The 23,336-nt window shown below is 68.8% G+C and carries 23 protein-coding genes; 9 read left to right on the top strand and 14 right to left on the bottom strand.

Going from position 1 to position 23,336, the window contains the following annotated elements; translation table 11 throughout:
• Positions 1-55: 55 nt before the first annotated feature.
• On the top strand, positions 56-913 hold the full coding sequence (locus OHA18_RS05460) for an oxidoreductase (protein WP_329002581.1): 858 nt from the start codon (positions 56-58) through the stop codon (positions 911-913).
• A 215-nt stretch (positions 914-1,128) separates the two neighbouring features.
• Here OHA18_RS05460 and OHA18_RS05465 read toward each other — a convergent pair whose 3' ends face one another.
• The 3 genes from OHA18_RS05465 to OHA18_RS05475 form a co-directional block, all read right to left on the bottom strand.
• Positions 1,129-2,082: a type IV toxin-antitoxin system AbiEi family antitoxin domain-containing protein gene (locus OHA18_RS05465; protein WP_329002582.1), complete on the bottom strand. Its 954-nt coding sequence runs from the start codon at positions 2,080-2,082 to the stop codon at positions 1,129-1,131.
• A 283-nt stretch (positions 2,083-2,365) separates the two neighbouring features.
• A complete protein-coding gene (locus OHA18_RS05470; RefSeq protein ID WP_329002584.1) occupies positions 2,366-3,817 on the bottom strand; it encodes a leucyl aminopeptidase family protein in 1,452 nt (483 codons plus the stop codon).
• Positions 3,818-4,020: 203 nt separating this feature from the next.
• Entirely contained in the window at positions 4,021-4,188 is a 168-nt protein-coding gene (locus OHA18_RS05475; RefSeq protein ID WP_012923066.1) for a DUF3117 domain-containing protein, read from the bottom strand.
• Between the two features lie 166 nt (positions 4,189-4,354).
• Between OHA18_RS05475 and OHA18_RS05480 the strand changes: the two genes are divergently transcribed.
• Genes OHA18_RS05480 through OHA18_RS05490 form a run of 3 tightly spaced genes read left to right on the top strand, consistent with a single transcriptional unit; the run spans position 4,355 to position 8,189 of the window.
• Positions 4,355-5,185: a PaaX family transcriptional regulator gene (locus OHA18_RS05480; RefSeq protein WP_329002585.1), complete on the top strand. Its 831-nt coding sequence runs from the start codon at positions 4,355-4,357 to the stop codon at positions 5,183-5,185.
• A gap of 32 nt (positions 5,186-5,217) precedes the next feature.
• Positions 5,218-6,009: an enoyl-CoA hydratase/isomerase family protein gene (locus tag OHA18_RS05485; protein ID WP_329002586.1), complete on the top strand. Its 792-nt coding sequence runs from the start codon at positions 5,218-5,220 to the stop codon at positions 6,007-6,009.
• A 44-nt stretch (positions 6,010-6,053) separates the two neighbouring features.
• Positions 6,054-8,189: an alpha/beta hydrolase-fold protein gene (locus OHA18_RS05490; RefSeq protein WP_329002587.1), complete on the top strand. Its 2,136-nt coding sequence runs from the start codon at positions 6,054-6,056 to the stop codon at positions 8,187-8,189.
• A gap of 191 nt (positions 8,190-8,380) precedes the next feature.
• On the opposite strand, the gene OHA18_RS05495 is transcribed toward OHA18_RS05490, so the two are convergent.
• The 7 genes from OHA18_RS05495 to OHA18_RS05525 form a co-directional block, all read right to left on the bottom strand.
• Positions 8,381-8,941, bottom strand: coding sequence for a DNA-3-methyladenine glycosylase I (locus OHA18_RS05495; RefSeq protein WP_329002588.1), 561 nt, complete (start codon positions 8,939-8,941; stop codon positions 8,381-8,383).
• Positions 8,938-9,387, bottom strand: a complete 450-nt coding sequence (locus OHA18_RS05500; protein WP_329002589.1) for an SRPBCC family protein — start codon at positions 9,385-9,387, stop codon at positions 8,938-8,940. The genes OHA18_RS05495 and OHA18_RS05500 overlap by 4 nt, the downstream gene beginning before the upstream one ends.
• Positions 9,387-10,511: a DivIVA domain-containing protein gene (locus OHA18_RS05505; RefSeq protein WP_329006066.1), complete on the bottom strand. Its 1,125-nt coding sequence runs from the start codon at positions 10,509-10,511 to the stop codon at positions 9,387-9,389. The genes OHA18_RS05500 and OHA18_RS05505 overlap by 1 nt, the downstream gene beginning before the upstream one ends.
• Positions 10,512-10,565: 54 nt before the next feature.
• Entirely contained in the window at positions 10,566-11,351 is a 786-nt protein-coding gene (locus tag OHA18_RS05510; RefSeq protein WP_442914411.1) for a TIGR00730 family Rossman fold protein, read from the bottom strand.
• 100 nt (positions 11,352-11,451) lie between these two features.
• Complete coding sequence (gene dapE, locus OHA18_RS05515) at positions 11,452-12,519, bottom strand: succinyl-diaminopimelate desuccinylase (protein WP_329002591.1); 1,068 nt, start codon at positions 12,517-12,519, stop codon at positions 11,452-11,454.
• Positions 12,516-13,202, bottom strand: coding sequence for a VOC family protein (locus OHA18_RS05520; protein ID WP_329002592.1), 687 nt, complete (start codon positions 13,200-13,202; stop codon positions 12,516-12,518). Before OHA18_RS05520 ends, dapE begins: the two co-directional genes overlap by 4 nt.
• A gap of 10 nt (positions 13,203-13,212) precedes the next feature.
• Positions 13,213-13,842: a CGNR zinc finger domain-containing protein gene (locus OHA18_RS05525; RefSeq protein ID WP_329002593.1), complete on the bottom strand. Its 630-nt coding sequence runs from the start codon at positions 13,840-13,842 to the stop codon at positions 13,213-13,215.
• Between the two features lie 63 nt (positions 13,843-13,905).
• Here OHA18_RS05525 and OHA18_RS05530 point away from each other — a divergent pair, with 63 nt between their 5' ends.
• Both OHA18_RS05530 and OHA18_RS05535 read left to right on the top strand, forming a co-directional pair.
• Entirely contained in the window at positions 13,906-14,556 is a 651-nt protein-coding gene (locus OHA18_RS05530; protein WP_329002594.1) for a pyridoxine/pyridoxamine 5'-phosphate oxidase, read from the top strand.
• Positions 14,547-15,212 (top strand): maleylpyruvate isomerase family mycothiol-dependent enzyme, encoded by a 666-nt coding sequence (locus OHA18_RS05535; RefSeq protein WP_329002595.1) that lies wholly within the window; start codon positions 14,547-14,549, stop codon positions 15,210-15,212. Before OHA18_RS05530 ends, OHA18_RS05535 begins: the two co-directional genes overlap by 10 nt.
• A gap of 2 nt (positions 15,213-15,214) precedes the next feature.
• Here OHA18_RS05535 and OHA18_RS05540 read toward each other — a convergent pair whose 3' ends face one another.
• From OHA18_RS05540 to OHA18_RS05555, 4 genes are read right to left on the bottom strand one after another with little or no spacing between them, the layout of a single operon-like run.
• Positions 15,215-17,245: a DUF4185 domain-containing protein gene (locus tag OHA18_RS05540; protein WP_329002596.1), complete on the bottom strand. Its 2,031-nt coding sequence runs from the start codon at positions 17,243-17,245 to the stop codon at positions 15,215-15,217.
• 12 nt (positions 17,246-17,257) lie between these two features.
• Positions 17,258-18,055, bottom strand: a complete 798-nt coding sequence (locus OHA18_RS05545; RefSeq protein ID WP_329002598.1) for a carbohydrate ABC transporter permease — start codon at positions 18,053-18,055, stop codon at positions 17,258-17,260.
• Entirely contained in the window at positions 18,045-18,965 is a 921-nt protein-coding gene (locus OHA18_RS05550; protein ID WP_329002599.1) for a carbohydrate ABC transporter permease, read from the bottom strand. The genes OHA18_RS05545 and OHA18_RS05550 overlap by 11 nt, the downstream gene beginning before the upstream one ends.
• Before the next feature lie 32 nt (positions 18,966-18,997).
• Complete coding sequence (locus OHA18_RS05555) at positions 18,998-20,359, bottom strand: ABC transporter substrate-binding protein (RefSeq protein WP_329002600.1); 1,362 nt, start codon at positions 20,357-20,359, stop codon at positions 18,998-19,000.
• Positions 20,360-20,592: 233 nt separating this feature from the next.
• Here OHA18_RS05555 and OHA18_RS05560 point away from each other — a divergent pair, with 233 nt between their 5' ends.
• The 3 genes from OHA18_RS05560 (at position 20,593) to OHA18_RS05570 (ending at position 23,252) form a co-directional block, all read left to right on the top strand.
• On the top strand, positions 20,593-21,255 hold the full coding sequence (locus tag OHA18_RS05560; protein ID WP_329002601.1) for a KpsF/GutQ family sugar-phosphate isomerase: 663 nt from the start codon (positions 20,593-20,595) through the stop codon (positions 21,253-21,255).
• Entirely contained in the window at positions 21,252-22,184 is a 933-nt protein-coding gene (locus tag OHA18_RS05565) for a ribokinase (protein WP_329002602.1), read from the top strand. Before OHA18_RS05560 ends, OHA18_RS05565 begins: the two co-directional genes overlap by 4 nt.
• Before the next feature lie 69 nt (positions 22,185-22,253).
• Entirely contained in the window at positions 22,254-23,252 is a 999-nt protein-coding gene (locus OHA18_RS05570; protein ID WP_329002603.1) for a LacI family DNA-binding transcriptional regulator, read from the top strand.
• Positions 23,253-23,336: the final 84 nt, after the last annotated feature.

Consider the following 23,336-nt stretch of genomic DNA (forward strand, 5'->3'; position numbering starts at 1 on the left):
TCCCAGGAACAGCGGGGCACTCCCTCTCCCGCGCGCGCCGCACGACAGTGGAGACATGACCAACTCAACCATCACCCTCGCCGCGGACCTCACCATCACCCGCATGGGGTACGGCGCTATGCAGCTCGCCGGCCCCGGTGTCTTCGGTCCGCCGAAGGACCGCGACCAGGCGATCGCCGTACTGCGGGAAGCGGTCGCCCTCGGCGTCACGCACATCGACACCAGCGACTTCTACGGCCCGACCGTGGTCAACGAGATCATCAAGGAGGCGCTCTACCCGTACCCGGCCGACCTGCACCTGGTGACCAAGGTCGGCGCCCGGCGCGGCGACGACGGCTCGTGGAACGCGTCCCTGGAGCCGGACGACCTGAAGGCGCAGGTCCACGAGAACCTCGAACACCTGGGCCTCGACACCCTCGACGTGGTCAACCTGCGCACCGCTGCCCACGACGGCGGCAGCGAGGACTCGATCGCCAAGTCCTTCACGGCTCTCGCCGAACTGCAGCAGGAGGGCCTGATTAAGCACCTCGGACTGAGCGGCGTCACGATCACCCAGATCCGCGAGGCCCAGGCGATCGCCCCGATCGTCACGGTCCAGAACCTCTACAACCTCGTCCGCCGCGACGACGACGCCGTGGTCGACTACGCCGCCGAGCACAACATCGCGTTCGCGTCGTTCTTCCCGCTGGGCGGTTTCACCCCACTCCAGTCCGAAACCCTCGCGCCGGTCGCCGCTCGCCTGACCGCCACCCCGCAACAGGTGGCCCTGGCCTGGCTCCTCCAACGCTCATCCACCAGCGTCGTCATCCCCGGCACGTCCTCCCTCACCCACCTCCGCGAAAACCTCGCCGCCCGCGACCTCACCCTCCCCCCGGACGCCATCACCGAACTCGACGCGATCACCACCCCCTAACCGTTGCCCCCGGCCCCAACCCCCCGCACCCCGCCGGCCCGCACCCGCCCCGCCCCGCCCCGCCGCGGCCACCTCGCACCCCGCCGCACCCCGCCTCGCCGCCCGCCCCGCCGCCTCGCCGCCCGTCCGCTCGCCCGCCCGCCTTAGGTGGGTTCACCCACCGTGTTGTGGGTTCCCGCCCCGTAACACCGGCGGGGAACCCACAACGGAGTGGGTCAGCCCGCGATGCGTGTACGCCGGGAGCGGTCGAACAACTCGCGGATGAGCTGCGCCGTACGTGCCGGGTGGGCCAGGTCGGCCCACGTGAGGCGGAGGACGTGCAGCCCCAATGCACTGAGGCGGTCCTCACGGAGCTTCTCCTGGATCAGTACGTGCCGCGAGCCGTCGGCGTACTTCAGCAGGCCATCGAACTCGACAACAGCGTTGTAGTCCGGAAAGTAGAAGTCCACCCGGCCGATGAATCCGGCGTCGTCCTCGAACACGGCCTGCAGCACCGGAGGCGGCAGCCCCTCGTTGTGTATCAGAACGCGAAGCCGTGATTCGCCGACGGATTCGGCCAGCGGGTCGGCGAAAGCAAGCGCCAGCCGAATGGTCGGACCGCCCGGCCAGCAGTCGGTCACGGTCAGCAGGCGATGCAGCTCGCCGACGGTCACCTCTGGACGGCGCAAAGCCGCATCGAGGCTGACGACGGCGGCCTCGAACGACGTCGTACTCGCGGTTTCGACCACGGCCCGCGGCACCGAGGTGACGGCCAGTCCGTCTGTCTGCGTGAGGTCTGCCGGGGTGAGCAGGCCCTGATGATGGCGGACTCCTGCCTTCACCTCGCCGCGTCCGCTCGTCCGCGTCAGCTGAGCTTCGGCGAGGTTCGCACGCCACACCGGAATGCGGTGCAGAACCAACGCCGAATGATGGCTCACCACTGCCGAGCCTGGCCGCATGGCGTTCATCGCGGCGTGAACGAGTCGCCGGTGACGAAACAGTTCCCGGTCCCAGGGCGCCAAGGCGCCGAGGTCGGCACGCTCGGCGTACTGACCGCGCCGAACCCGCTCCCACCTGCCATCGGTCAGACGTTCCCGAATCTGTTCCGGGGTATACCCGGCACTCATCGCCTGGGCACGGCTGACCACGCCGCCCTGCGAGACCGCAACCCGCGCCAACTCTGGATTCACCCCTCCAGCATCAATCCCCCCACCCCCTCCCCGCGCCCCCCTTTCCCCAATCTGTGGACAACCCACCTGCGATGGGTTCACCCACCGCGTGGTGGGTTCACCACCGTCATTACGGGGTGGGAACCCACCACGGGATGGGTGAACCCATCTCGTCGCTCGGTGCGCGGGCACGGAGTGTGGGGCGCGGGCGTGGGGCGCGGGTGTGCGGGGCGGGCGCGGGGGCGGGTGTGGGATGCGGGCGCGGGTGGGTGTGGGATGCGGGCGCGGGGGGCGAGGTGGGGGGTTAGGCGATGCCGGCGGTGGGGTGGGGCGCGGTGAGCCAGGTGGTGAGGAGGCGGGCGCCGGCGCCGGTGGCGCCGATGGAGTACTCGAAGCGATCTGCCGGGGATTCGGCGATCGACGAGAGGTCGAGGTGGGCCCAGGGGATGTCGCCGGCGAACGCCTTCAGGAACAGGGCGGCGGTGATGGAGCCCGGGCCCTTCGAGCTGTTCACCGAGTCGGCGATCGGGGTCGCGATCAGGTCCTCGTACTCCGGCGGCAGCGGCATCCGCCAGAGCTCCTCACCCGAGATCCGGCCGGCGTCGGCGAGGTTGTCGGCGAGGGCGTCGTCGGTCGAGAACATGCCGCCGTACAGCATCGCGCCGAGCGACACCTTGATCGCGCCGGTCAGCGTGGCGATGTCGACCAGGACGTCCGGCTTCAGCTCCTTGACGGCGTACGCGAGCCCGTCGGCCATCACCAGCCGGCCCTCGGCGTCGGTGTTCTTGACCTCGGTGGTCCGGCCGCCGTAGTGCCGGATCACGTCGTCCGGACGGTACGAGGAACCTGACGGCATGTTCTCCGCCGAGCAGATCAGGCCGGTCACGCGCACGTTCGCACCGAGCTCGCGCAGCGCCGACATGGTCGCGATCACCGAACCGCCGCCGGTCATGTCGCGCTTCATCGACACCATGCCCTCGCGCGGCTTCAGTGACAGGCCGCCGGTGTCGTAGGTGATGCCCTTGCCGACCAGCACGACGTACGGCGTCTTCTTGGTCGCGCCGTCCGGCACGTAGTCGAGCCGGATGAACCGCGGCGGCCGGGTGGAGCCCTGACCGACCGCGAGGATGCCGCCGAAACCGTCGGCGGCAAGCTTCTTCTCGTCCCAGACCGTCACCTCGAGACCGGTCGCGGCGGCCACCTCGGTCGCCCGCGCCGCCATCCAGGCCGGGTCCTTCTCGTTGGACGGCGTGATCGCGAGTTGGCGGGCCAGCCAGCCGGTCCGGCCGACCACGACGCCGCGGTCGACGACCGGCTGCCGCGCGTCCGCCGTACCGTCGGTCAGCGTGACCTTGCCGACCGCGGGCTCGCCGGGGTCGACCGTCTTCAGCGTGTACGAGAACGAGCCGAGGACGACGCCCTCGGCGAACGCCTGCAGCGCCGCGTCATCGATGCCCTCGGCAACAACAGTGGTGAGCTCGTCCTTGCCGCGGCCGAACCGGGCGATCGCCGCCCCGGCGTGTCGCAGGTCCTTGGCGCTGCCGTCGCCGGCACCGACCAGGACGACCTCGGCCACGTCGCCGGTCAGCAGCGGGTACGCCGCGACGGCGCCGGCGGACGGGCTGAACCCGGTCGCCTGCTGTACTTCGAGCAGCCGGTCGAGGTCGACGCCGAGACGCTCGCCGGCCTCCTTCGCGGCGGCCGGCAGACCGCTGTCGTCACCGGCGACGATCACCCAGGTCTGGGAACCGTGCACCGGCAGACCGGGCTGCCAGACGACGGCCGGAAGGCTGGGAAAAGGGGACGAACTGCTGCTGCGGCGAGCCACTAGGAGGACCTCACTGGAGTTTGATCACAATAGGGTGCAACCGTAACGACCCCGGCCGGTGCCGGAAAAGACACCCACCGGGGTCGCAGGATTTGTCAGAGGAGTGCGAAGACACTCCGGGGGGAACCTGGTCAGCCGACGACAGCCTTGAGCGCGTTTCCGAGCTCGGTCGCTTCGTCTGCGTTGAGCTCGACGACGAGCCGGCCGCCGCCCTCGAGCGGAACCCGCATCACGATCCCCCGGCCCTCCTTGGTGACCTCGAGCGGACCATCGCCCGTCCGCGGCTTCATCGCCGCCATGCGCGCACCCCTTCCCAGTGTCGGTGTTGAGCGACGACACCGCGCGGGGAACCGTCGCCGGCGCCGTTGCGGTGATGCGCCGTCGGCGCGTATCGCAGTGTGTATCAGACCCCATTATTCCCGATCCCAGGCCAGAGCCGTGCACCATACGGCAGACTCGAGTCTTGTGCACGCCCGTTCAGCCCTCTTCGACCTGTACGGCGACCACCTGCGCGCGCGTGGCGCGCGCGCCCCGGTCGCGGCCCTGGTCCAGCTGCTCGCGCCGCTCGGCGTCCATCCGCCGGCGGTGCGGACCGCCGTGTCCCGGATGGTCCGGCAGGGCTGGCTGGAGCCGGTCCGGATCGAGGGTCAGCCCGGGTACGCGCTGACTTCCCGGGCGCGTCGCCGCCTCGACGACGCCGCCGCGCGGATCTACCGGACCGCGCCGGACGGGACGCCGGTGGTCACCGGCTCCGAGGGCCCCGGCGACTGGGACCGGCACTGGCACCTCGGCATCCTGCGCGAGGTGCCGAACGCGCGCCGCCGGGAGCAGCTGGCGAGCCAACTCGCCTTTCTGGGTTGGGCTCCGCTGTCCGACGGCGCCTGGGTCGGGCTGCGCAACGACACCGAGGTCGACCAGATTCTCGGCATGGAAGGGATCGCCGCGGACCGGTTCCGGGCGCCGGTCGACGACGGCGCCGTGGAGTTCGCCCGGCGGGTCTGGAAGCTGGACGAGCTCGGCGCGTCGTACGACGCCTGGCTGATCGAGGCCAAGGCGCTGGTCGACGAGGCGGGCAGCGAGTCCACCGACGGCAGCGGGGACGAGCAGGCGTTCGCCGTCCGGTCCGAGCTGGTGCACGAGTGGCGCAAGTTCCTGTTCCGGGACCCGGGGTTGCCGGACGAGCTGCTGCCGGACGACTGGGCCGGGACCAGGGCGGCCGAATTCTTCGATTTCCACGCCGAACGACTGGGCCCCGCGGCCGGGCGTTTCGTCGACAACTGCCTGACACTGCACTGAAATTCTCACCGACAGTCAAGGAGCTGACCACGATGAGTGACTCCGTTGTGTACGCCGTTTCCGATGGCGTGGCCACCATCACCCTGAACCGGCCGGACGCGATGAACTCGCTCGACACGCCGACCAAAGTTCTGCTCCGCGACACCGTGCAAGCCGCCGCCGAAGACCCCGCCGTGCGAGTCGTCGTACTGACCGGCACCGGCCGCGCGTTCTGCGTCGGGCAGGACCTGAAGGAGCACATCGGACTGCTGCAGGCCAACGACCAGGCCGCACTGTGGAGCACGGTGCCGGACCACTACGCGCCGATCGCCCTGGCCCTCACCGAGATGCCGAAGCCGGTCATCGCGGCGGTCAACGGAGTCGCGGCGGGCGCCGGCGCGTCGATGGCGTTCGCGTGCGACTTCCGCGTCGTGGCCGACACGGCCGGGTTCAACCTCGCCTTCACCGGTATCGCGCTGTCCTGCGACACCGGCATCTCCTGGACGCTGCCCCGCCTGATCGGCCGCGCGAAGGCTCTCGAGCTGCTGTACTTCCCCCGCACGATTCCGGCGGCCGAGTCGCTCGACCTCGGCCTCGCCAGCTCCGTCGTACCGGCCGATCAACTCGACGCAACCGTCGCCGAGCTGGCCGGGAAGCTCGCCAAGGGCCCGACGGTCGCGTACGGCGCCGTGCGGCAGTCGGTCAACTACTCGGCCACCCACACGCTGGCCGAGTCGCTGGCGTTCGAGGCGGGTCAGATGCAGCTGACCGGGGCGACCGAGGACCACCACAACGCCGTCGCCTCCTTCGTCGCGAAGGAGAAGCCCACCTTCACCGGCAAGTGAGCAGGGTCTTGTAATCGTTTACGTAAGCGATTACAACCTGACCTGTGAGGAAACTGCTGCTGCCTGCCCTGACCGCCGCCACGCTGGTCGGGAGCTTCGTCGTACCTGGCTCGATCGCCGCGCCCGCCGGGTCCGCTGCGCCTGCTGCGGCGCCCGGCGTCATCAAGACCGCCGCCGCGCGGTCCGCAACCCTCGGCGAGGACATCAACTACAACGTCTACCTGCCGGCCGGGTACGACGAGTCCACCCGCCGGTACCCGGTCGTCTACCTGCTGCACGGGCGCGGGGACTCGATGAGCGCCTGGACGCAGATGAAGAGCCGGCTCGACGAGCTGATCGGCGCCGGGGAGATCCCGCCGACGATCGCGATCATGCCCGACGCGCCGTGGAGCAGCCGGGCCGGCTGGTACGTCGACTCGGCGTACAAGGGGTCCGATCCGGGGCGGCCCGTCGAGACCGCGTTCTTCCGGGACTTCGTACCGCAGATCGACGCGACGTACCGGACCATCGCCGACCGCACCGGGCGGGCGATCGCCGGCTACTCGATGGGTGGCGCCGGTGCGTTGCGGTACTCGCTGGCGCACCCGGACGTGTTCGGCGCGGCGATCGCGCTCAGCCCGGCGGTGTACTTCCCGTTGCCGCCGTCCGATTCGAGCACTCGCGATTTCGGTGCCTTCGGCAAGGGCAAGGATCCGTTCTCGGAGGCGACGTACCTGAAGCTCAACTGGCCGGCGACGCTGAAGTCGTTCGCGGCGACCGGGCTGAAGTCGCATCTGTACATTGCGGTCGGCGATGACGAGTACAAGAACCCGAAGGCGATCGACGCCACCCACGACCTCGATTTCGAGGCGCACCTCGTCTTCAACCAGGCGACCCGGGTGCCGAACCTGACGTCGGAGTTCCGCGTCGTCGACGGCGGGCACGACTGGGACGTGTGGGGGCCGACGTTCGCCGAGGGCGCGAAGTACATCTTCACCTACATCGGCAAGCCGCCGGCCACACCGATGCAGGCCGCGATCACCGGTACGGCGGGCGACGACCGCGCCGGCGGGATCGCGACTGATGCCTCGGGCAACGTTTATCAGGCGGTCGCGGCGGCGGGTGCGCTGGACGGGCAGCCGTACGCCGGCGGGACGGATGTCTCGCTGATCAAGTACCGCGCGGACGGCTCGCGGGAGTGGACGCGATCACTCGGGACGAGCGGTACGGAGCGCGCGTACGGCGTCGCCGTCGATGCGGACGGGCGGGTCGTGGTGACCGGGTACACGAACGGCGATCTGGACGGATCGCATGCCGGGAACGCCACGGACGATGCGTTCGTGGCGCAGTACGACGCTGCCGGGAATCGACGGTGGCTGACACAGTTCGGCGTACCGGGGGCGGCGGATCGCAGCTATTCGGTGGCGGTCGACGGGACGGATGTCTATCTCGGCGGCTACACGAAGGGCGCGCTGGGTGGCGCCAATCAGGGTGACAAGGATGTGTTCGTCGCCCGGCTGGACGGCGATGGTCGGCTGGTGTGGTTGCGACAGACCGGAAGCGCCGGCGAGGAGAAGGGCATGGCGGTCGCAGTCTCGGACGGTTCGGTGTACTTGGCGGGGATGACAGCTGGTGCGCTCGGCACCTCGGCCGGTGGCGTGGACGGCTTCCTGGCCCGCTACTCACCTGATGGCGATCCGCTATGGGTGAAGCAGCTGGGCACTCCCGCATCGGACGAGGTGTGGGCGCTGGCAGCAGACCCGAGCGGTGGCGTCTATCTGGCCGGCTACACAGCAGGCGACTTCGCCGGAACACTCACCGGTGACAAGGACTTCCTGATCGCTCGCGCCGATTCCGACGGCACCTTGACCTGGCGGGACCAGCTGGGTACGCCGACCAACGACAAGGCCGCCGCGGTCGCCGTGGACGCCGCCGGGAACCTTTACGTAGCAGGCTTCACCGACGGCGCGCTGGAGACATCGCTAGGAAAGTTCGACGGCGTGCTGACCAAGTACTCCCCGACCCACACCCGCGTCTGGACCCGCCAGTACGGCACCGCGGACGACGACACCGCCGACCCGTTCGCCGAGGCGAACCTCTACCTCTGCGTCACGCCGACAGGCACCCAACTGAGTGGGCTGACCGGAACCGATGTGTTCCGGACAGCCTTCACCTCAGACGGCGCCAATTCCCTGCCGTAGAACGTTTGGTGGGCTCCCAGACCGCGTTCCGACCGGGCGAGTCACGGTCGGACAACCACCTGACAGTCGGGGAGCCCGCTGAACACCACATCACGTTCAGTGCCCGGTGCACAACTCGTTCAGCCGTTTGTGTTTGCGTTTCGCCAAAGAGCCTTTTGCAGATGCAGAAGGCAGCTGCACGTGCACGAGATTTACCGGGCTATACAGGTCTTCAAGTGGTCGTTCACGATGCCGGTCGCCTGCATCAACGCGTACGCCGTGGTGGGTCCGACGAAGACGAAACCTTTCTTCTTCAGCGCCTTCGACATCGCCACGGACTCGGGGGTGGTGGCCGGCACGTCGGCCAGGGTCCGGGGTGCTTTGTGCTTGGCCGGCCGGAACGACCAGAGCAGCTCGGTGAACTCTCCGTCGTCCAGCTCCAGCAGCGCGCGGGCGTTGTTGATCGTCGCGTTGACCTTCAGCCGGTTGCGGACGATGCCGGGGTCGGCCATCAAGCGGTCGAAGTCGGCGTCGTCGAACTTCGCGATCGTCTCCGGGTCGAAGTGCGCGAACGCGGCGCGGAAGTTCTCCCGCTTGCGCAGGATCGTGATCCACGACAGCCCCGACTGGAACCCCTCGAGCGTCATCCGCTCGAACAGGCCGACGTCGGTGCGGATCTCCTTACCCCACTCGGTGTCGTGATACTCGACGTACTCCGGCGCGGAGGTCGCCCACCCACACCGCGGCTGCCCGTCCGGGCCGATTACCGTCATGCCTGCACCTCGCGGATGAGGCGGCGCATCGAGATGCGCATCATCGACTCGAACAGCGGGCGCGCCACGACCCAGCCGGCCCTGCCCAGTCGGCCGAACGGCGGCACGACGTCCTCGGCCCAGGTGAAGACGCTGCCGCTCGCGGTCGGGGCGATGGTGAACGTGCCGGTGCCGCGAACGACCGTACCGAGGTGTTTCACCGTGCACTCGCGCGGTGGATCCCAGTGTGTGATGACCATGTCGTCAGTGAACCCGATAGCACCGACAGAAGTGCGCGCGGCGACACCGCCGCCGACTCCGATCCCGTCGTTCTCAGTGGCCCAGACGCGGGTCAGCAGCATCCAGCGGGATTGCCGCTCCCAGTCCATCACGACGTCCCACGCGGCGTCCGGCGGCAGCCGCAGTCCGACCGACGCCTCCGCATGACAGCTCCCCGTCGCGTCCATCAGCTAGGACGCTGATAAGCGTCTTCCCCTTGCTGATCCGCCGGCGGCCAGAACTGCCACCCTTCCTCCCCCTGCCCCTGCTCAGCCCGCTGCCCCTCGACCTGCTGAGAGTCCGCCTGCTGCGGGTCGGGCTGCTGCTGCGCGTCGGGCTGCTGCGGCGCGGGCGGCTGGGCCGTCCAATGCTGGGTTGCCGGCTGCTCGGGAGCGGCTTCCTGCTGCGGGGCCGCTTGCTGCTCCGCCGCCTGCTGGGGCGGCTCCGGAGCTTGCGTCCAGTGCGGTGCCGGCGCGGCCTGCTCGGCCGACGCCTGCGGCTGTTGGGTGGCGGCTTGGGGTAGCTCGTCTTCGTGGGGCGGCGGCACGGCGGGCTTGGGGTGCGGGGTGGCGGGGGTACGGCGTGGGGTGACTGGTTGGGACTGGGCCTCGAGGAGGGCGCGGGCCTCGGCTTGGAGGCGTTCGTACTCGTCCGCCGCCGCTTCGTGGCTCGTCCGCGGGATCTCGGATGTCTCCTGCTCGTCGTCCTCGTCCTCCGCACCAGACGCGGACCCAGCCGTGGACTCGGACGCGGACTCAGCTCGCGCCGGCTCCGCGGCAGGAGCAGCCGGAGCGCCAGAAGCGGCCGGAACGGCAGACGTGGCCGGAGCAGCAGACGTGGCCGGAGCAGCCGGAGTGGCAGCCGCCTCCTCAGCGGGCTCCTTCGGCGCAGCATCCGAGGGCGCGGCGGGCTGGTCAGCGGGCGGGAAGTCGCCGCCGACGAGGATCGGCTGATGCGGCCCGGTGTCCTCGAACTCGGAGGTGTCGTACCGCGACCTCGACGCGAAGCCCGCGCCGTCCGGCGCGTCCACGATCGGGGCCACGGCGCGCTCGAGGTCCGCGATCCGCCGGTCGCGCTCAGCGACCTCCTTGGCGACGCGTTCGAGCAGCGAGTCGACCTCGTCCATCCGGTAGCCGCGCACCCCGACCGCGAACCGCGTCGACTCGATGTCGGTCGACGTGAGCACCTGCCGCGCGGGCACGGTCATGTCGGGCCGGTCGTCGTACGCCGTGCTCATGGCACCCCAACGACCCGAGGCGACTACCGCGACAGCCCCGATCAACACCACGACGATCAGCCCGAAGAACCACATCACGGGTCCGATCGTGCCATGCCGCACGAGTCAACCGCACAATCACCCGGGAATTCAGCTCCCGTCGGACCCCAGCCGGCGTGCCTTGGCGGTCGGGCCATCCACGTCCTGCGCGGCCGCCTCGGCGGCGTCCTCGGCCGCGGCGTCGGCCAGCTCCCCCGCCTTCATGACGTAACTGATGGCCTCGTCCACGTCGTCGGTGACCGTGAACATGTCCAGGTCGGCCGCCGAGATCTTGCCGTCGGTGAGCATCGTGTTCCGCAGCCAGTCGACCAGCCCGCCCCAGTACGCCGTACCGAACAGGACGACCGGGAACGACGTGACCTTCCGCGTCTGTGCCAGCGTGAGCGCCTCGAACAGCTCGTCCAGCGTGCCGAACCCGCCCGGCATCACCACGAACCCCTGCGCGTACTTCACGAACATCGTCTTGCGGGTGAAGAAGTACCGGAAGTTCATCCCGATGTCGACCCACTCGTTCAGGCCGTTCTCGAAGGGCAGCTCGATCCCGAGCCCGACCGACACGCCGCCGGCCTCGGACGCACCCTTGTTCGCGGCCTCCATCACCCCCGGTCCGCCGCCGGTGATGACGGCGTACCCGGCGCCGACCAGCTTCCGCCCGAACTCCTCGGCCGCGGCGTACATCGGGTCGTCCGGCTTGGTCCGTGCCGAGCCGAACACGCTGATCGCGGCCCCCAGCTCGGCGAGCATGCCGAACCCCTCGATGAACTCCGACTGGATCCGCAGCACCCGCCACGGGTCGGTGTGCACCCAGTCCGACGGGCCGCGGCTGTCCAGCAGCCGCTGCTCGGAGGTGGAGTGCTGCACCTGCTTGCGCCGCATCACGATCGGCCCGCGCTGCTGCTGGCCGACCGGACGGTCGGGGTGGATCGATGGTTCTGACATGCATCCAGATTATGGCCTGACCGGTAACGCGGGCGGCTCAGGCGCGGCCCGTCAACCAACTCCTCAACCGCTGTTCACACAGCTCGATGTCGGCCTCGGGCACGAATTCGTCCTGCTTGTGCGCGTACAGCGGGTCGCCGGGGCCGTAATTCACGGCCGGTACGCCGAGCAGCGTGAACCGGGCCACGTCGGTCCACCCGAACTTCGGCTGCGGCTCGCCGCCAACCACCTGCAGGAACGCCGCCGCGGCCGGTCGCTCCAGCCCCGGCAGCCCGCCCGGAGCCGAGTCCGTCACCACGACGTCGTACCCCTCGAACACCTCGCGCAGGTGCGCTTCGGCCTCCGCCTCGGACCGGCTGGGTGCGAAACGGTAGTTGATCGTCACCGTGCACAGATCCGGTACGACGTTGCCGGCGACCCCGCCGGTGATCGCGACCGCGTTCAGGCCCTCGCGGTACTCGAGCCCGTCGATCGGCACTCGTCGTGGCTCGTACGCCGCCAGCCGGGCCAGCACGTCGCCCGCGGCATGGATGGCGTTGCGGCCCATCCATGACCTGGCCGAGTGCGCGCGTTCGCCGCGGGTGGTGACCTCGATCCGCATCGTGCCCTGGCAGCCGGCCTCGACGACGGCGTTCGACGGCTCCATCACGACCGCGAACACACCTTCGAGCAGCTCGGGGTTGGAGTGGGTCAGCTTGAAGAGACCGTTGCGCTCGGACTCGATCTCCTCGCAGTCGTAGAAGACGTAGGTGAGGTCCCGGTTCGGCGCGTCGAGGGTCGCCGCGAGCCGGAGCGCGACCGCGACGCCGCCCTTCATGTCGCACGCACCGAGGCCGTGGATCAGGCCGTCGGCGCGGCGGGCCGGGAGGTTGTCGTTGAGCGGGACGGTGTCGAGGTGGCCGGCGATGACGACCCGCTCGTCCCGGCCGAGGTCGGTCCGGGCGACCACGGTGTTCCCGTGCCGGAACACCTTCAGATGCCCGTACGCCGAGAGCGCCGTCTCGACCTTGTCCGCGAGCTTCTCCTCGGTCCCGCTGACCGAAGATACGTTCACCAACGCCTCGGTCAGGTCGGGTCCGGATGCGGTCAGGTCCAGTTTGGTCATGAAGACTCCTCCGGCGGCAGGAAAACGCAGAACTCGTTGCCCTCGGGGTCGGCGCAGACGTGCCAGCCGATCTCGTCGTCCTTGGGCCGCAGCAGTGTCGCACCCGCGTCGAGCACCGGCTGCAGCGCGGGCGCGCTGACATCCCAGTGCACTCTGTTCTTCACGGTCTTCGGCTCCGGCACCGGGACGAACACCCAGTACCGGAACGGGAGGCCAGGCACGTTCTCGAGCCAGTGGTACGGCGCGCCCTCCCGGCTACTGACGTCGACACCGAGCACGCCGCCCCACCAGCGCGCCTGCTGCTCCGGGTCGGCCGAGTCGACCACCAGCTCCATCAACCGGTACGCCGGAACCGGCTCGCGGACGAATCCGCAGAACTCCCCGCCCTCGGGATCCGTCATCACCGTCCAGCGCTGCTCGTCGGTCTCCGGCGTCAGGATCGTCGCGCCGGCCCGCTCGAGGTCCCCGATCGCGCCGGTGATGACGTCGAGGTGAACCCGGTTCTTGACCGTCCTCGTCTCCGGGACCTTGCACATCCAGATCGTCTTCTCCGGGGTGTCGCCGACCAGCACGTTCGGGTTGTCGGCGGGCGCCGTCAGGCCGATCACCCGGCCCCAGAACGCGGCCATCTCACTCGGCGACGAGACGTCGACGCACAAGTCTTTGAAACGAGCGATGGTCATAACCGACAGGCTATCCGTGACGCTTGCGGTAGTGCCGGTTCACCCGCTCGCGGTTGCCGCACGACGCCGAACACCAGGTCTGCCGCGGATCGTCCTGCAGGAAGTACTTCACACAACGGGCGGCCGGACAGGCCCGCAAGAGCCCGCGCGCCGGGCTCACCAAGAAGTCGATCGCCGACCGCCCGACAGCCCCGACGAGCAACGCGACCGGATCATCCGTCCGGAATGCCCACCGCGTCGCCGGCTCCTCCACCCACTCCAGGTGCGTCGTCCCCAACCGATCCGCCGCGCGATTCACCATCCGAAGCGCATCCTCGACGGCCATCAGGCGCCCGGCGTCCGCCTTGCTGGGAGGCTCTGGCGCCACTGCCCGGGCGAACAACGCGCGCACCGCTCCGCGGATCCTGACCAACTCGTCGCGCACGCCGGACTCGTCGGCGTCGGGGAGGATTACTGCCCGATTCGGGTAGGAAATCCTCCCCAGGTCGGATCCGGGGCGGCCGAGCAGGACCTGCGTCACCAGGTGTTGGTGCTCCGCCAGCCAGGCAGCCGCCTCCGCAGGCGTCGCCAGGAGGTCGGCGATGCCGCCGTGGCCGTCGTGCTTGATGGTCGCGGCGAGGGCGAAGGCCAGCGTGCTCATCGGCCGAGTCTAATGGGATATCCGGTTGCTGCCATGTGAATACATCGCCTAGGGTCTCGAAGCGTGACCGACCTCCGCACCCGGCTGCGCGCCGCACCGACGCTGACCGGCACCCCTCCGGCCTGGGATCCTTCAAGCGCCCCCGCGACACCGCACCCGCTGTTCGTCGACTGGCTGCTGACCGCGATCGGCCGGCAGGTGCCCGAGCCGTGCGCCATGACTCTGTCGACGGTCCGCGCCGACGGCCGGCCGAACGGGCGGGTCCTGATCCTGAAGAACGTGACGGACGACGGCTGGCAGTTCGCGTCGACGTCGACCAGCCGCAAGGGCGACGAGCTGGCAACCTCGCCGTACGCCGCGCTGACGTTCTACTGGATCCCGCTCGGACGGCAGGTCCGCGTGCTCGGGACGGTCGAGGCCGCGGATCCGGAGGAGTCGGCGCGGGACTTCCTGATGCGGCCCGAGACGGCTCGGGCGGAGGCATTGGTCGGGCGGCAAAGCGCAGTACTCGAGGATCCTGCGGATATCGACCGGGCCGTGAAGGAACAGTCGGAGCGGATCGCCGCGGAGCCCGACCTGGTCGCGCCGAACTGGACGCTGTACACGCTGCGCGCCGAGGAGGTCGAGTTCTGGCAGGCCGATCCGGATCGCCGGCACACACGCCTGCGGTACCGCCTGGAAGACGAGTGGACGAAGGAGCTGTTGTGGCCCTGATCGACGTACGCGCCGCCGCCGACCAACTGCTCGCCCTCGTCGCGGACCTGGACGAGCCGACAGCCCGCGGCGACTCGGCGCTGCCCGGGTGGTCCCGCGGCCACGTGATCACGCATATCGCCAGCTTCTCCGAGGCGATGACCCGTCAGGTCGACGAAGCCCTCCAGGGCGGCCTCGTCGAGATGTACGACGGTGGCCGCCCGGGACGCGACGCTGCTATCGAAGCGGGCGCGGACCGCTCCGCCGCCGAGCTGCGCACGCACCTCACCGAGGCCGTGACCGCACTGCTCGCCTCCTGGGACAAGGTCAGCCCCACCGACTGGCCGCTCCCCATCCTCCACCGCAACAGCAACCTCTCCGCCGGCCTGCAAGCCACCTGGCGAGAACTCACCATCCACACCACCGACCTCGACCTCGGCCCCACCCCGGCAACCTGGTCGCCCTCCTTCTGCCTGCACCTGCTGGACTTCCTCCGCCCCCGCACTCCCGACAACATCCACCTGATCCTCGAAGCCGAAGACACCACCTGGGAGAACGGCACCGGTGAACAGGTGAAGCTGACCGGCGCCCTGACAGACCTAACCGCCTGGTACGCCGGCCGCACCGCCCCCGGGCCGATCACCGGGGCCGCACCCAACCTCCTCCCCTGGCCGTGAGCTCAGCTGACGGTGAAGTCGTCGAGCTGGATCCAGGTGTCGAGGTTGGGGCCGTTGAAGCCGGCGTAGACGGTTAGCTCGTGGGTGTTGGCGGGGACCTTCACTGTCACCTCGTGGTGGACGTAGCCGGTGCCTGCTCCGAAGGTCGTGCCGGCCAGGTCTGTGGTGCCGGCGCGTACGCCGAAGCTGCCCTGGTCGGCGGGGAGGTTCGCGGACGCGTTGATCCACGAGCCGAAGGTGTACGTCGCGCCGGGCGTGACCGGGACCGTTTGGTACAGGTCGCTGAAACCCGTGCAGGTGCAGCGGATCCAGCCGTTGTTCGCGCCCGAGTGCGCGAAGCCGAGACCGCGGTCGACGCCGTTGGCCGCCGTACCCTCGAAGAGCCAGGCCGGCTTGCCGCCGCCGGTGCCTTCGAAGCCGCCGTCCGCCAGTTGGGAGACGTACCGGACCGCGAGCTCCGAGACCGTTGTGTACGAACGCGTCCCGCCCGGCAGGCCGATCACCCGCACCCCGTCGGTCTCCTGCACCGGGAACGTGATCGTGTACGTCGCGTTCGCCCCGGCCGACGCGTCGCCGGGATACGCCGGTGAAACGGTCTGCGAGCCGACCTCGACCCACTGTCCGTTCTGCTTGACCTGCACCCGCGGCCGGCCGGTGAAGTAACCGCCCTCAGCCGACACCGCGCCCGAGGTGAACTCGACGTTGTTGACCTTGTGCCGCGCGGGCCACTCGTACCCCCACCACGACGCGCCCTTCACCTCGTCGTCGAAGTCGGACTCGCTCCCGGTCTTCGCCCCGTCGTTCATCAGCGCGAGGCTTCCGGAGTTTGTCGACTTGGAGACCGCGACCGCACCCGTCGACGGGGCGGCGAGGTTGTCGGATCCGGGCAGGTTCGCAGCCGGGGTGCCAACCGACGGCGTCAGTACCAGCTTGCGCAGGTTGAAGTTGTACACCGACGTGCCGATCCCACCGCCGCCGCACGGGCACACGTTCGCCTGGATGTACATCGCGTTGCCGTCGGGCTGGACGAACTTCGACGGGATCGTCACGCCGTACCCGCCGTACTTCGAGGTGGACCAGGGATATCCGCCGAAGTCCTTGCTCATGAAGTGTTTCCACGGGCCCCACGGCGTCGGCGACTCGTAGAACTCGAAGGTGTACTCGGTCCAGGACGTGTAGACGTACCGTTTCTGCTTTGCGAGGTAGGTGACGCCGCCCTGGCTGATCACGCTCAGATTGGACGCGTTCGTCCCGTACGTCTGCGCGTACAGCCGGCGCGTGTCGGTCAGCACCGGCTTGCGATCGGCGATCTTCGCGGACCAGCCGGAGCCGGTGTAGAACTTCCAGGCGCCGCGATCCTGCACCTTGGTCTTGGGCACCCGGGCCAGGAACATACTCTGCGGATCGGCAACGGTGTCGTCGAACGAGTCTCGCCAGTTGCCGTCCAGCCCGTACGCGTACACGTAGCCGTCGGGCGCGAGCGCGCCACCCTTGCCGAAGTCCGCGAACCAGATCGTCGTGAAGACATGACCGGAGAACATCGGCTCCTTCTTGTCCCACGTCCAGGTCTTCCCGTGGTCGGTCGACTTCAGGATCGTCGCGGCCGGTACGTCGTTGAAGTCCAGCGCGAGATCCTGGACGGCGAGGTACAGCGTGTCGCCGACGCACACCATCCCGGTCGGCTTCCGGTTGTACCCGGCGCCGCTCCAGACGGATCCGACCTGGTCGCCCTTCGAGATCGTTGCCCCGGACAAGTTTCCGGGCATGCCGTTGATCTCGCTGACCGCGATGTCGGCGAAGTCGCCGTCGGTACTGAAACCCTTGCCGTCACCGTTGGCGGCGTACACCTTGTCGTTGCCGGCCCAGCAGGACGGCCAGAGGTCGCCGTCGCTGTTGCTGGGCGTGCCCTTCGACTCGACCTGCGCCGTACCGACCGGAGTCGAGGCGGCCGGCGCGGGTGGGGAGCCATGGTTCAAGAGTGATGCCGTGCCGAACACGAGTGGCAGCACGGCAAGCAGAGCCCCACGCTTCATCTACGGAATCCTTTACTTGAGGCCGGTCGTCTTCATCGCGTCCACCAGGCGGCGCTGGCCCGCGACGAACACCACGACCGTGGGAACGGCCGCGATCACCGCGGCCGCGAGGATGAGGTTCCAGGCGGAGGCGTACTGCCCCTGCATGCCGGAGACGCCGAGCTGGATCACCCGCAGGTCCGGGTTCCGGGTGATGGTGAGCGGCCAGAGGAACGCGTTCCAGTTGGCCAGGAAGAACAGCACCGACAGCGATGCGAGGACCGGCCGGCTGAGCGGCAGGATGACGCTCCAGTACCGCCGCCAGTAGCCGCAGCCATCCAGGTCGGCCGCTTCCTCGAGCTCGCGTGGGATGTTCAGGTAATACTGCCGGAGCAGGAAGATGCCGAACGCATGGAAGATGCTCGGCACGATCAGACCGGCGTAACTGTCCAGCAGACCTAGTTGCTTTGCCACTAGAAACAACGGAACTAGTATCACCGGCAGCGACACGAGCAGTGTCGACATGATCCCGGAGAAGATGATCCCGCGCCCCGGGAACCGCAGCCGGGCCAGCGCGTACGCCGCCATGCTGTGGAAGAACAGTGCGATCACGGTGACCGTCACGGCCACGATCGCGGAGTTCAGCATGAACCGCGGCATCGGGATCTTCAGCAGCACGTACTGCAGGTTGTCCAGCGTCCACGTCGACGGCCAGCCGAAGTTGAACACGTCCTCGGCGGGCTTGAGTGCACTGATCAGGATCCACAGCAGCGGCGCGACCGCGATGATCGCGAGGACGTGAGCCAGGATCGGGAAGAATCTAATTTTCATCGAAGCGACCTCCGCGGGTGAAGCCGAACATCAGGCCGGTGCAGACGACGAGGATCGCCACGACCACGGTCGTCAGCGCGGCGGCGTACCCCATGTTGTTGAAGGTGAAGGCCTGCTCGTAGATGTAGAGGACGACCGTGCTGGTCGCGCGGGCCGGGCCGCCCTTGGTCAGTACGAAGACCAGGTCGAACGCCTGCAGGCCGGTGACCGCGCCGATCGTCGAGTTCACCACGACGAAGAAGCTGGTCGGCCGGAGCAGTGGCCAGATCACGTACCGGAATCGTTGCCAGGAGCCCGCACCGTCGATCTGCGCGGCGTCCTCGAGCTCCTTCGGCACGTCCTTCAGGCCGGCCAGGAAGACCAGCATCTGGTAGCCCATCAGGAACCAGACACTGATCACGACGTACGTGCCGAGCGCGAGGGACGGCGTACCGAGGAAGGATACGTCGCCGAGGCCGACCGGCGCGAGGATCTTGGAGAGCGCGCCGCGCTTGTCGACCAGCAGGAACTGCCAGATCAGGCCGACCACGACCAGGCTGACCACGTTCGGCAGGAAGAACGCCGAGCGGACCCAGCCGATGCCCTTGAAATGGTTGCGGACCAGCATGGCCAGCGCGAAGCTCACCACGAACGCGATCGGCACGAACGTGACCACGTAGATCGCGGTGACCTTCAGCGACGCCCAGAGCTGGTCGTCGCCGGCCATCAGCTTGTAGTTGGCCAGGCCGACGTACTGATAGTTGCCGAAGCCATCGACCTTGAAGAACGCGACCCCGAAGGCGAGCACCATCGGGATCGCGACGAAGATCAGCAGGCCGATGGTGTCCGGCGCGAGGAAGGCGTACGCCGCCAGCGCCTCGCGCCGTTTCCTCGTCATACCCGCCTTGGGCTTCGCCCGTGTGCGTGCCATCGGTTGGGACGGCGGAGCTGTTGTCGTCACCATCAGCTGATCGGCGCGCCCTGGTAGGTCTTCAGGAACGTGTCGATCTTCTCCGCCGCGTCGGCCGCCGCCCTGGCCGGGTCGGCCGCGTTCAGCTGGCAGGCCTGGATCGCGTCGGCGATCGGCTGGTACACCTCCGGTGGGAACCGGGGCTCCGGCTTGCCGGTCGGCGCGATCTGGCTGACGAACTTCTTCAGCGCGCCGTCGGCGAACGCACCCTTCGCATCCGCGGCCTGCTGCACCGACTTGCGCGGCGGCAGGTTGGTCTTGACGACGGTGTTCCACTGCCGCTGCCGCTCGACGCCGGCCGCATCGGTCGAGCCGAGCGCCCACGCGATGAACTTGGCCGCGGCCTCCGGGTTCTTGCCCTTGGAGTTGGCGACGAACGCCCAGCCACCAAGGTCGGTCGCCGCCGAGCCGCCGTCCGGAGTGGGCAGCGGAATGATGCCGTACTTGAAGGTCTTCGCCTTGGTCCGCATATCCACGACCGCCCAGATGCCGCTCTGCTGCATCGCGGCCGCACCGGAGCCCAGGTTCGACACCACGTCACCGCCACCGTCGCCGAGGGCCTTGCGCGGGGCAACCTTGTTCTTGATCGTGTCGCCCCAGAACTTCAGCGCCTGTACGGCGGCCGGCGAGTCGAACGCGGACTTGCCGTCCTTGATCGCGTTGCCGTCGCCCTGCCACATGAACGGGTACCAGGTGAAGTTCTGGTAGTAGCCAGGGGTGGTTTCGAACATCACGCCGTACCGGTCCTTGCCGGTCAGTTTCTGCGCGACGGCGATGGTCTGGTCCCAGGTCTTGGGCAGGTCGGCCTCGGACAGGCCGGCCTTCTCGAACGCGGTCTCGCTGTAGTACATCGCGAGCGGCTCGATCTCCATCGGCAGCCCGTAGACCTTGCCGTCCACGCTGCGGGCCTCGAGCAGGCCGGGCAGGTAGTCCTTCTTGGCCTCGTCCGGCAGTGCGGAGCCGAGATCCTGCAGTACGCCGCCGTTGTAGTAGCGGAGGAAGTCGCCGGGGCTGATCAGGAAGATGTCCGGGCCCTGCCCCGACTGGAACGCGGTCTGCAGGGTGGTCCCGTTCAGGTAGTCCTTGCCGGGGATGTAGCGCAGCTTGACCTTGACGTCGTTGTTCTTGTTCCACTCCGCGACGGTGTCGACGAACCATTTGCTCTGCGGTCCTTGGTCGTCGGACGGGCCGTAGAAGTTCCAGAACGACATCTCCTTGGCGTTGCCGCCGGAGTCGTCACCGCCACAGGCGGACAACAGCGGTACGCCGGCAGCCGTCGCGGCGAACGCGCCCAGACCGCCGCGCAGGACGGTGCGGCGGCTGAGCTGCCTGGCAGGGGAGGGTGTTGCGGCCATCAGGTGCTCCAGGGGTCTCTCGAACGGCCGAGCCGTGGGCTTCGAGGGGCAATCGATTTCTCGCAATCTATGATCGGAGGCCTGGCCGGTCAAGGGCCGACGGGGTGCCGATGTGATCAACGTCGTCGATTCCTGCGTGTGCGCACGGGTTTCGACCTCGGTGCAGGCGTTGACACCACCCGAGCCCGCTGCCTAATCTGCGGAAATCGATTTCTGAGATGAGAGGCGCTGGGATGCCAGTTGTGCCGAACCGTGCGTCCGCCCACCGCACGGCCGACGAGCTGTCCAGGGACCTGGTCGCCCGAGGACTGCAGGCGGCGCGAGACGCCATCGAGACCGAGGCCGCGGCCGTCTCGGCCCTCGCGGACCGGCTCGACGGAGTCTTCCTGGAGGTGCTGATCGCGGTGGCCCGCTGCGAGGGTCACCTGGTGGTGACCGGTCTCGGGAAGTCCGGTCTCGTCGGGCGGAAGATCGCCGCAACCCTCGCGAGCACAGGCACGCCGGCCACGTTCATCCACTCCGGCGATGCGCTGCACGGCGACTCCGGTGCGGTGACCACGCGCGATCTCGTCCTGGCGCTGTCGGCATCCGGCGAGACGGCCGAGGTGTGCGAGTTCGCCCGGATGCTGCGTGAGCGGGAGATCCCGGTGATCGCGATGACAGGTCAAGAACAGTCCACGTTGGCACAGTTGGCGACGTACACGCTCGACACGATGGTGCTGCGCGAGGCGGACCCCCTGAACCTGGCGCCGACCGCGTCGACGACGGCCTCGTTGGCGATGGGCGATGCGCTGGCGTGCGCTCTCGTCGTACTGCGGTCCTTCAGCCATCACGACTTCGCGCAGTTCCACCCATCCGGTGCCCTGGGCAAGCGTCTCGCCGAGGACCAGGCATGAACGATGTCTGTGTGCTCGGGTCGTTCATGAAGGATCTGGTCGCGTCGGCGGAGCGGCGGCCGTTGCCGGGTGAGACGTTGCATGGGACCGGGTTCGCGGAGTTCCTCGGCGGCAAGGGCGTGAACCAGGCGATCGCGGCGGCGCGGATGGGTGCGCGGACGGCGATCGTCGGCACGATCGGCGAGGACCGGTACGGCGAGGAGTTCCTGGAACTGCTCTCGTCGAACGGCGTCGACACCTCGTGGATCGTGCGACACCCATCTTTAGGCACCGGGGTCGGACTGCCGCTGGTGCTGCCCGACGGCGGCAACTCGATCATCATCGTGTCCCGCGCCAACGCCGCGATCACCGCTGCAGACGTCGAAGCCGCCTCGGACGTGCTGACCGCGAGCAAGGTGCTCAGCGTGCAACTCGAGCTCCCGGTCGAGGCGAGCCACACCGCCCTCCGGCTCGCCTCGACCGCGGGCGTCACCACGATCCTCACGCCTGCGCCGGTCGGACCGATCGATCAGTCGCTGGCGTCGTACGTCGACATCCTGGTGCCGAACGAGGTCGAGGCCGCTGCGCTGACCGGTCTCGACTGCGACGACGAGTCGCAGGTGCCGATGATCGCCCGCAAACTCGCCGAGGACTGGGACCTGCGGGCGTGCGTTGTCACATTGGGTTCACGGGGGGCGTTCGTGCTGGACCGGGCCGGGGGCTTCGAAGAACGGGTCGACCCTTTCGAGGTCGCGACCGTCGACACGGTCGGCGCCGGCGACGCGTTCTGTGGCTCACTCGCCGCCTCGTTGGCCGACGGAGCCGCCCTCGTGGACGCCGTACGACTCGCCAACGCCGCCGGAGCCCTCTCCACCACCGTCAACGGCGCCGCCGACTCAGCCCCGGGCCGCGCCGCCGCCGTCGCCCTCCTGGACACCGCTGCGTCATGAGACCCTTTGCTCTGGATCGGGGTTAGAGTGCGATCCAGACGACCATCGGACCTCAAACGGGGAGCGGGCATGACGACGATCTACGACGTCGCGCGTAGGTCGGGGGTATCTCCGGCGACGGTTTCGCGGGTGCTCAGCGGCCGGCGCAACGTCGATCCGGAGCTGTCCGAGAAGGTCCGCGCCGCGGTCGCCGAGCTCGGCTACCGCCCGAACGGCGTCGCGCGCAACCTCCGCAAGTCCTCGACGAACCTGTGGGCCGTCGTCATCTCGGACATCGAGAACCCGTTCTTCACGTCGCTCGTGCGCGGTCTGGAAGATGTCGCGCAGACGGAGGGGTACCACGTCGTACTGTGCAACTCCGACGAGGATCCGGCCAAGGAGGCGGCGTACGCATCCGCCGTACTGACCGACCAGATGGCCGGTGTGGTGATCTCGCCGACGTCGACCGCGGAGGGTGTGCAACTGCTCGCCGACGCGAAGATCCCGCTGGTGATGATCGACCGGCGGGTCGAGGGCGTCGAGGCCGACACGGTGTTGGTCGACAACGAGCATGGGGCGTTTGAGGGCGTCAAGCATTTGATCGACGGCGGGTACCGGCGGATCGCTTGCATCACCGGTCCGCGCAAGGTGTCCACCGCGATGGACCGTCTCAGTGGATATCGGTCGGCGTTGCGCGCTGGTGGCATCCGGTACGACAAGGACCTTGTCCGGCACGCGGACTTCCGCGAGGCCGGCGGGTACGCCGCTATGGAGAGCTTGCTCGAGCTGGCCGACCCACCCGAAGCGCTCTTCGCCACCAACAACCTGATGACTGTTGGAGCGCTGGAATGCCTGGCCCGCAAGGGTTTGCGAGCCCCCGACGACATCGCGGTCGTCGGCTTCGACGACATCCCCTGGGCCGACCTGGTCGTCCCCAGCCTCACCACCGTCGCCCAACCCACCTACGAACTGGGCCGAACCGCCGGCATGCTCCTGAAAGACCGCACCACCTCCCCCGGCCGCCCACCCTCCACAGTCACCCTCCGCACCGAACTCCACATCCGCGCAACTTCGGCCCCGAAGAAGTAACCGCCGGACACCGCTCCGCGGCGGCTGACTTCTGGCCGCCTCCGGCGGCGCGCGGAGCCGGGTTGGGGACGAACGCGCCGCCGC

The organism is Kribbella sp. NBC_00709, from assembly GCF_036226565.1.
Classification (GTDB): Bacteria; Actinomycetota; Actinomycetes; order Propionibacteriales; family Kribbellaceae; genus Kribbella.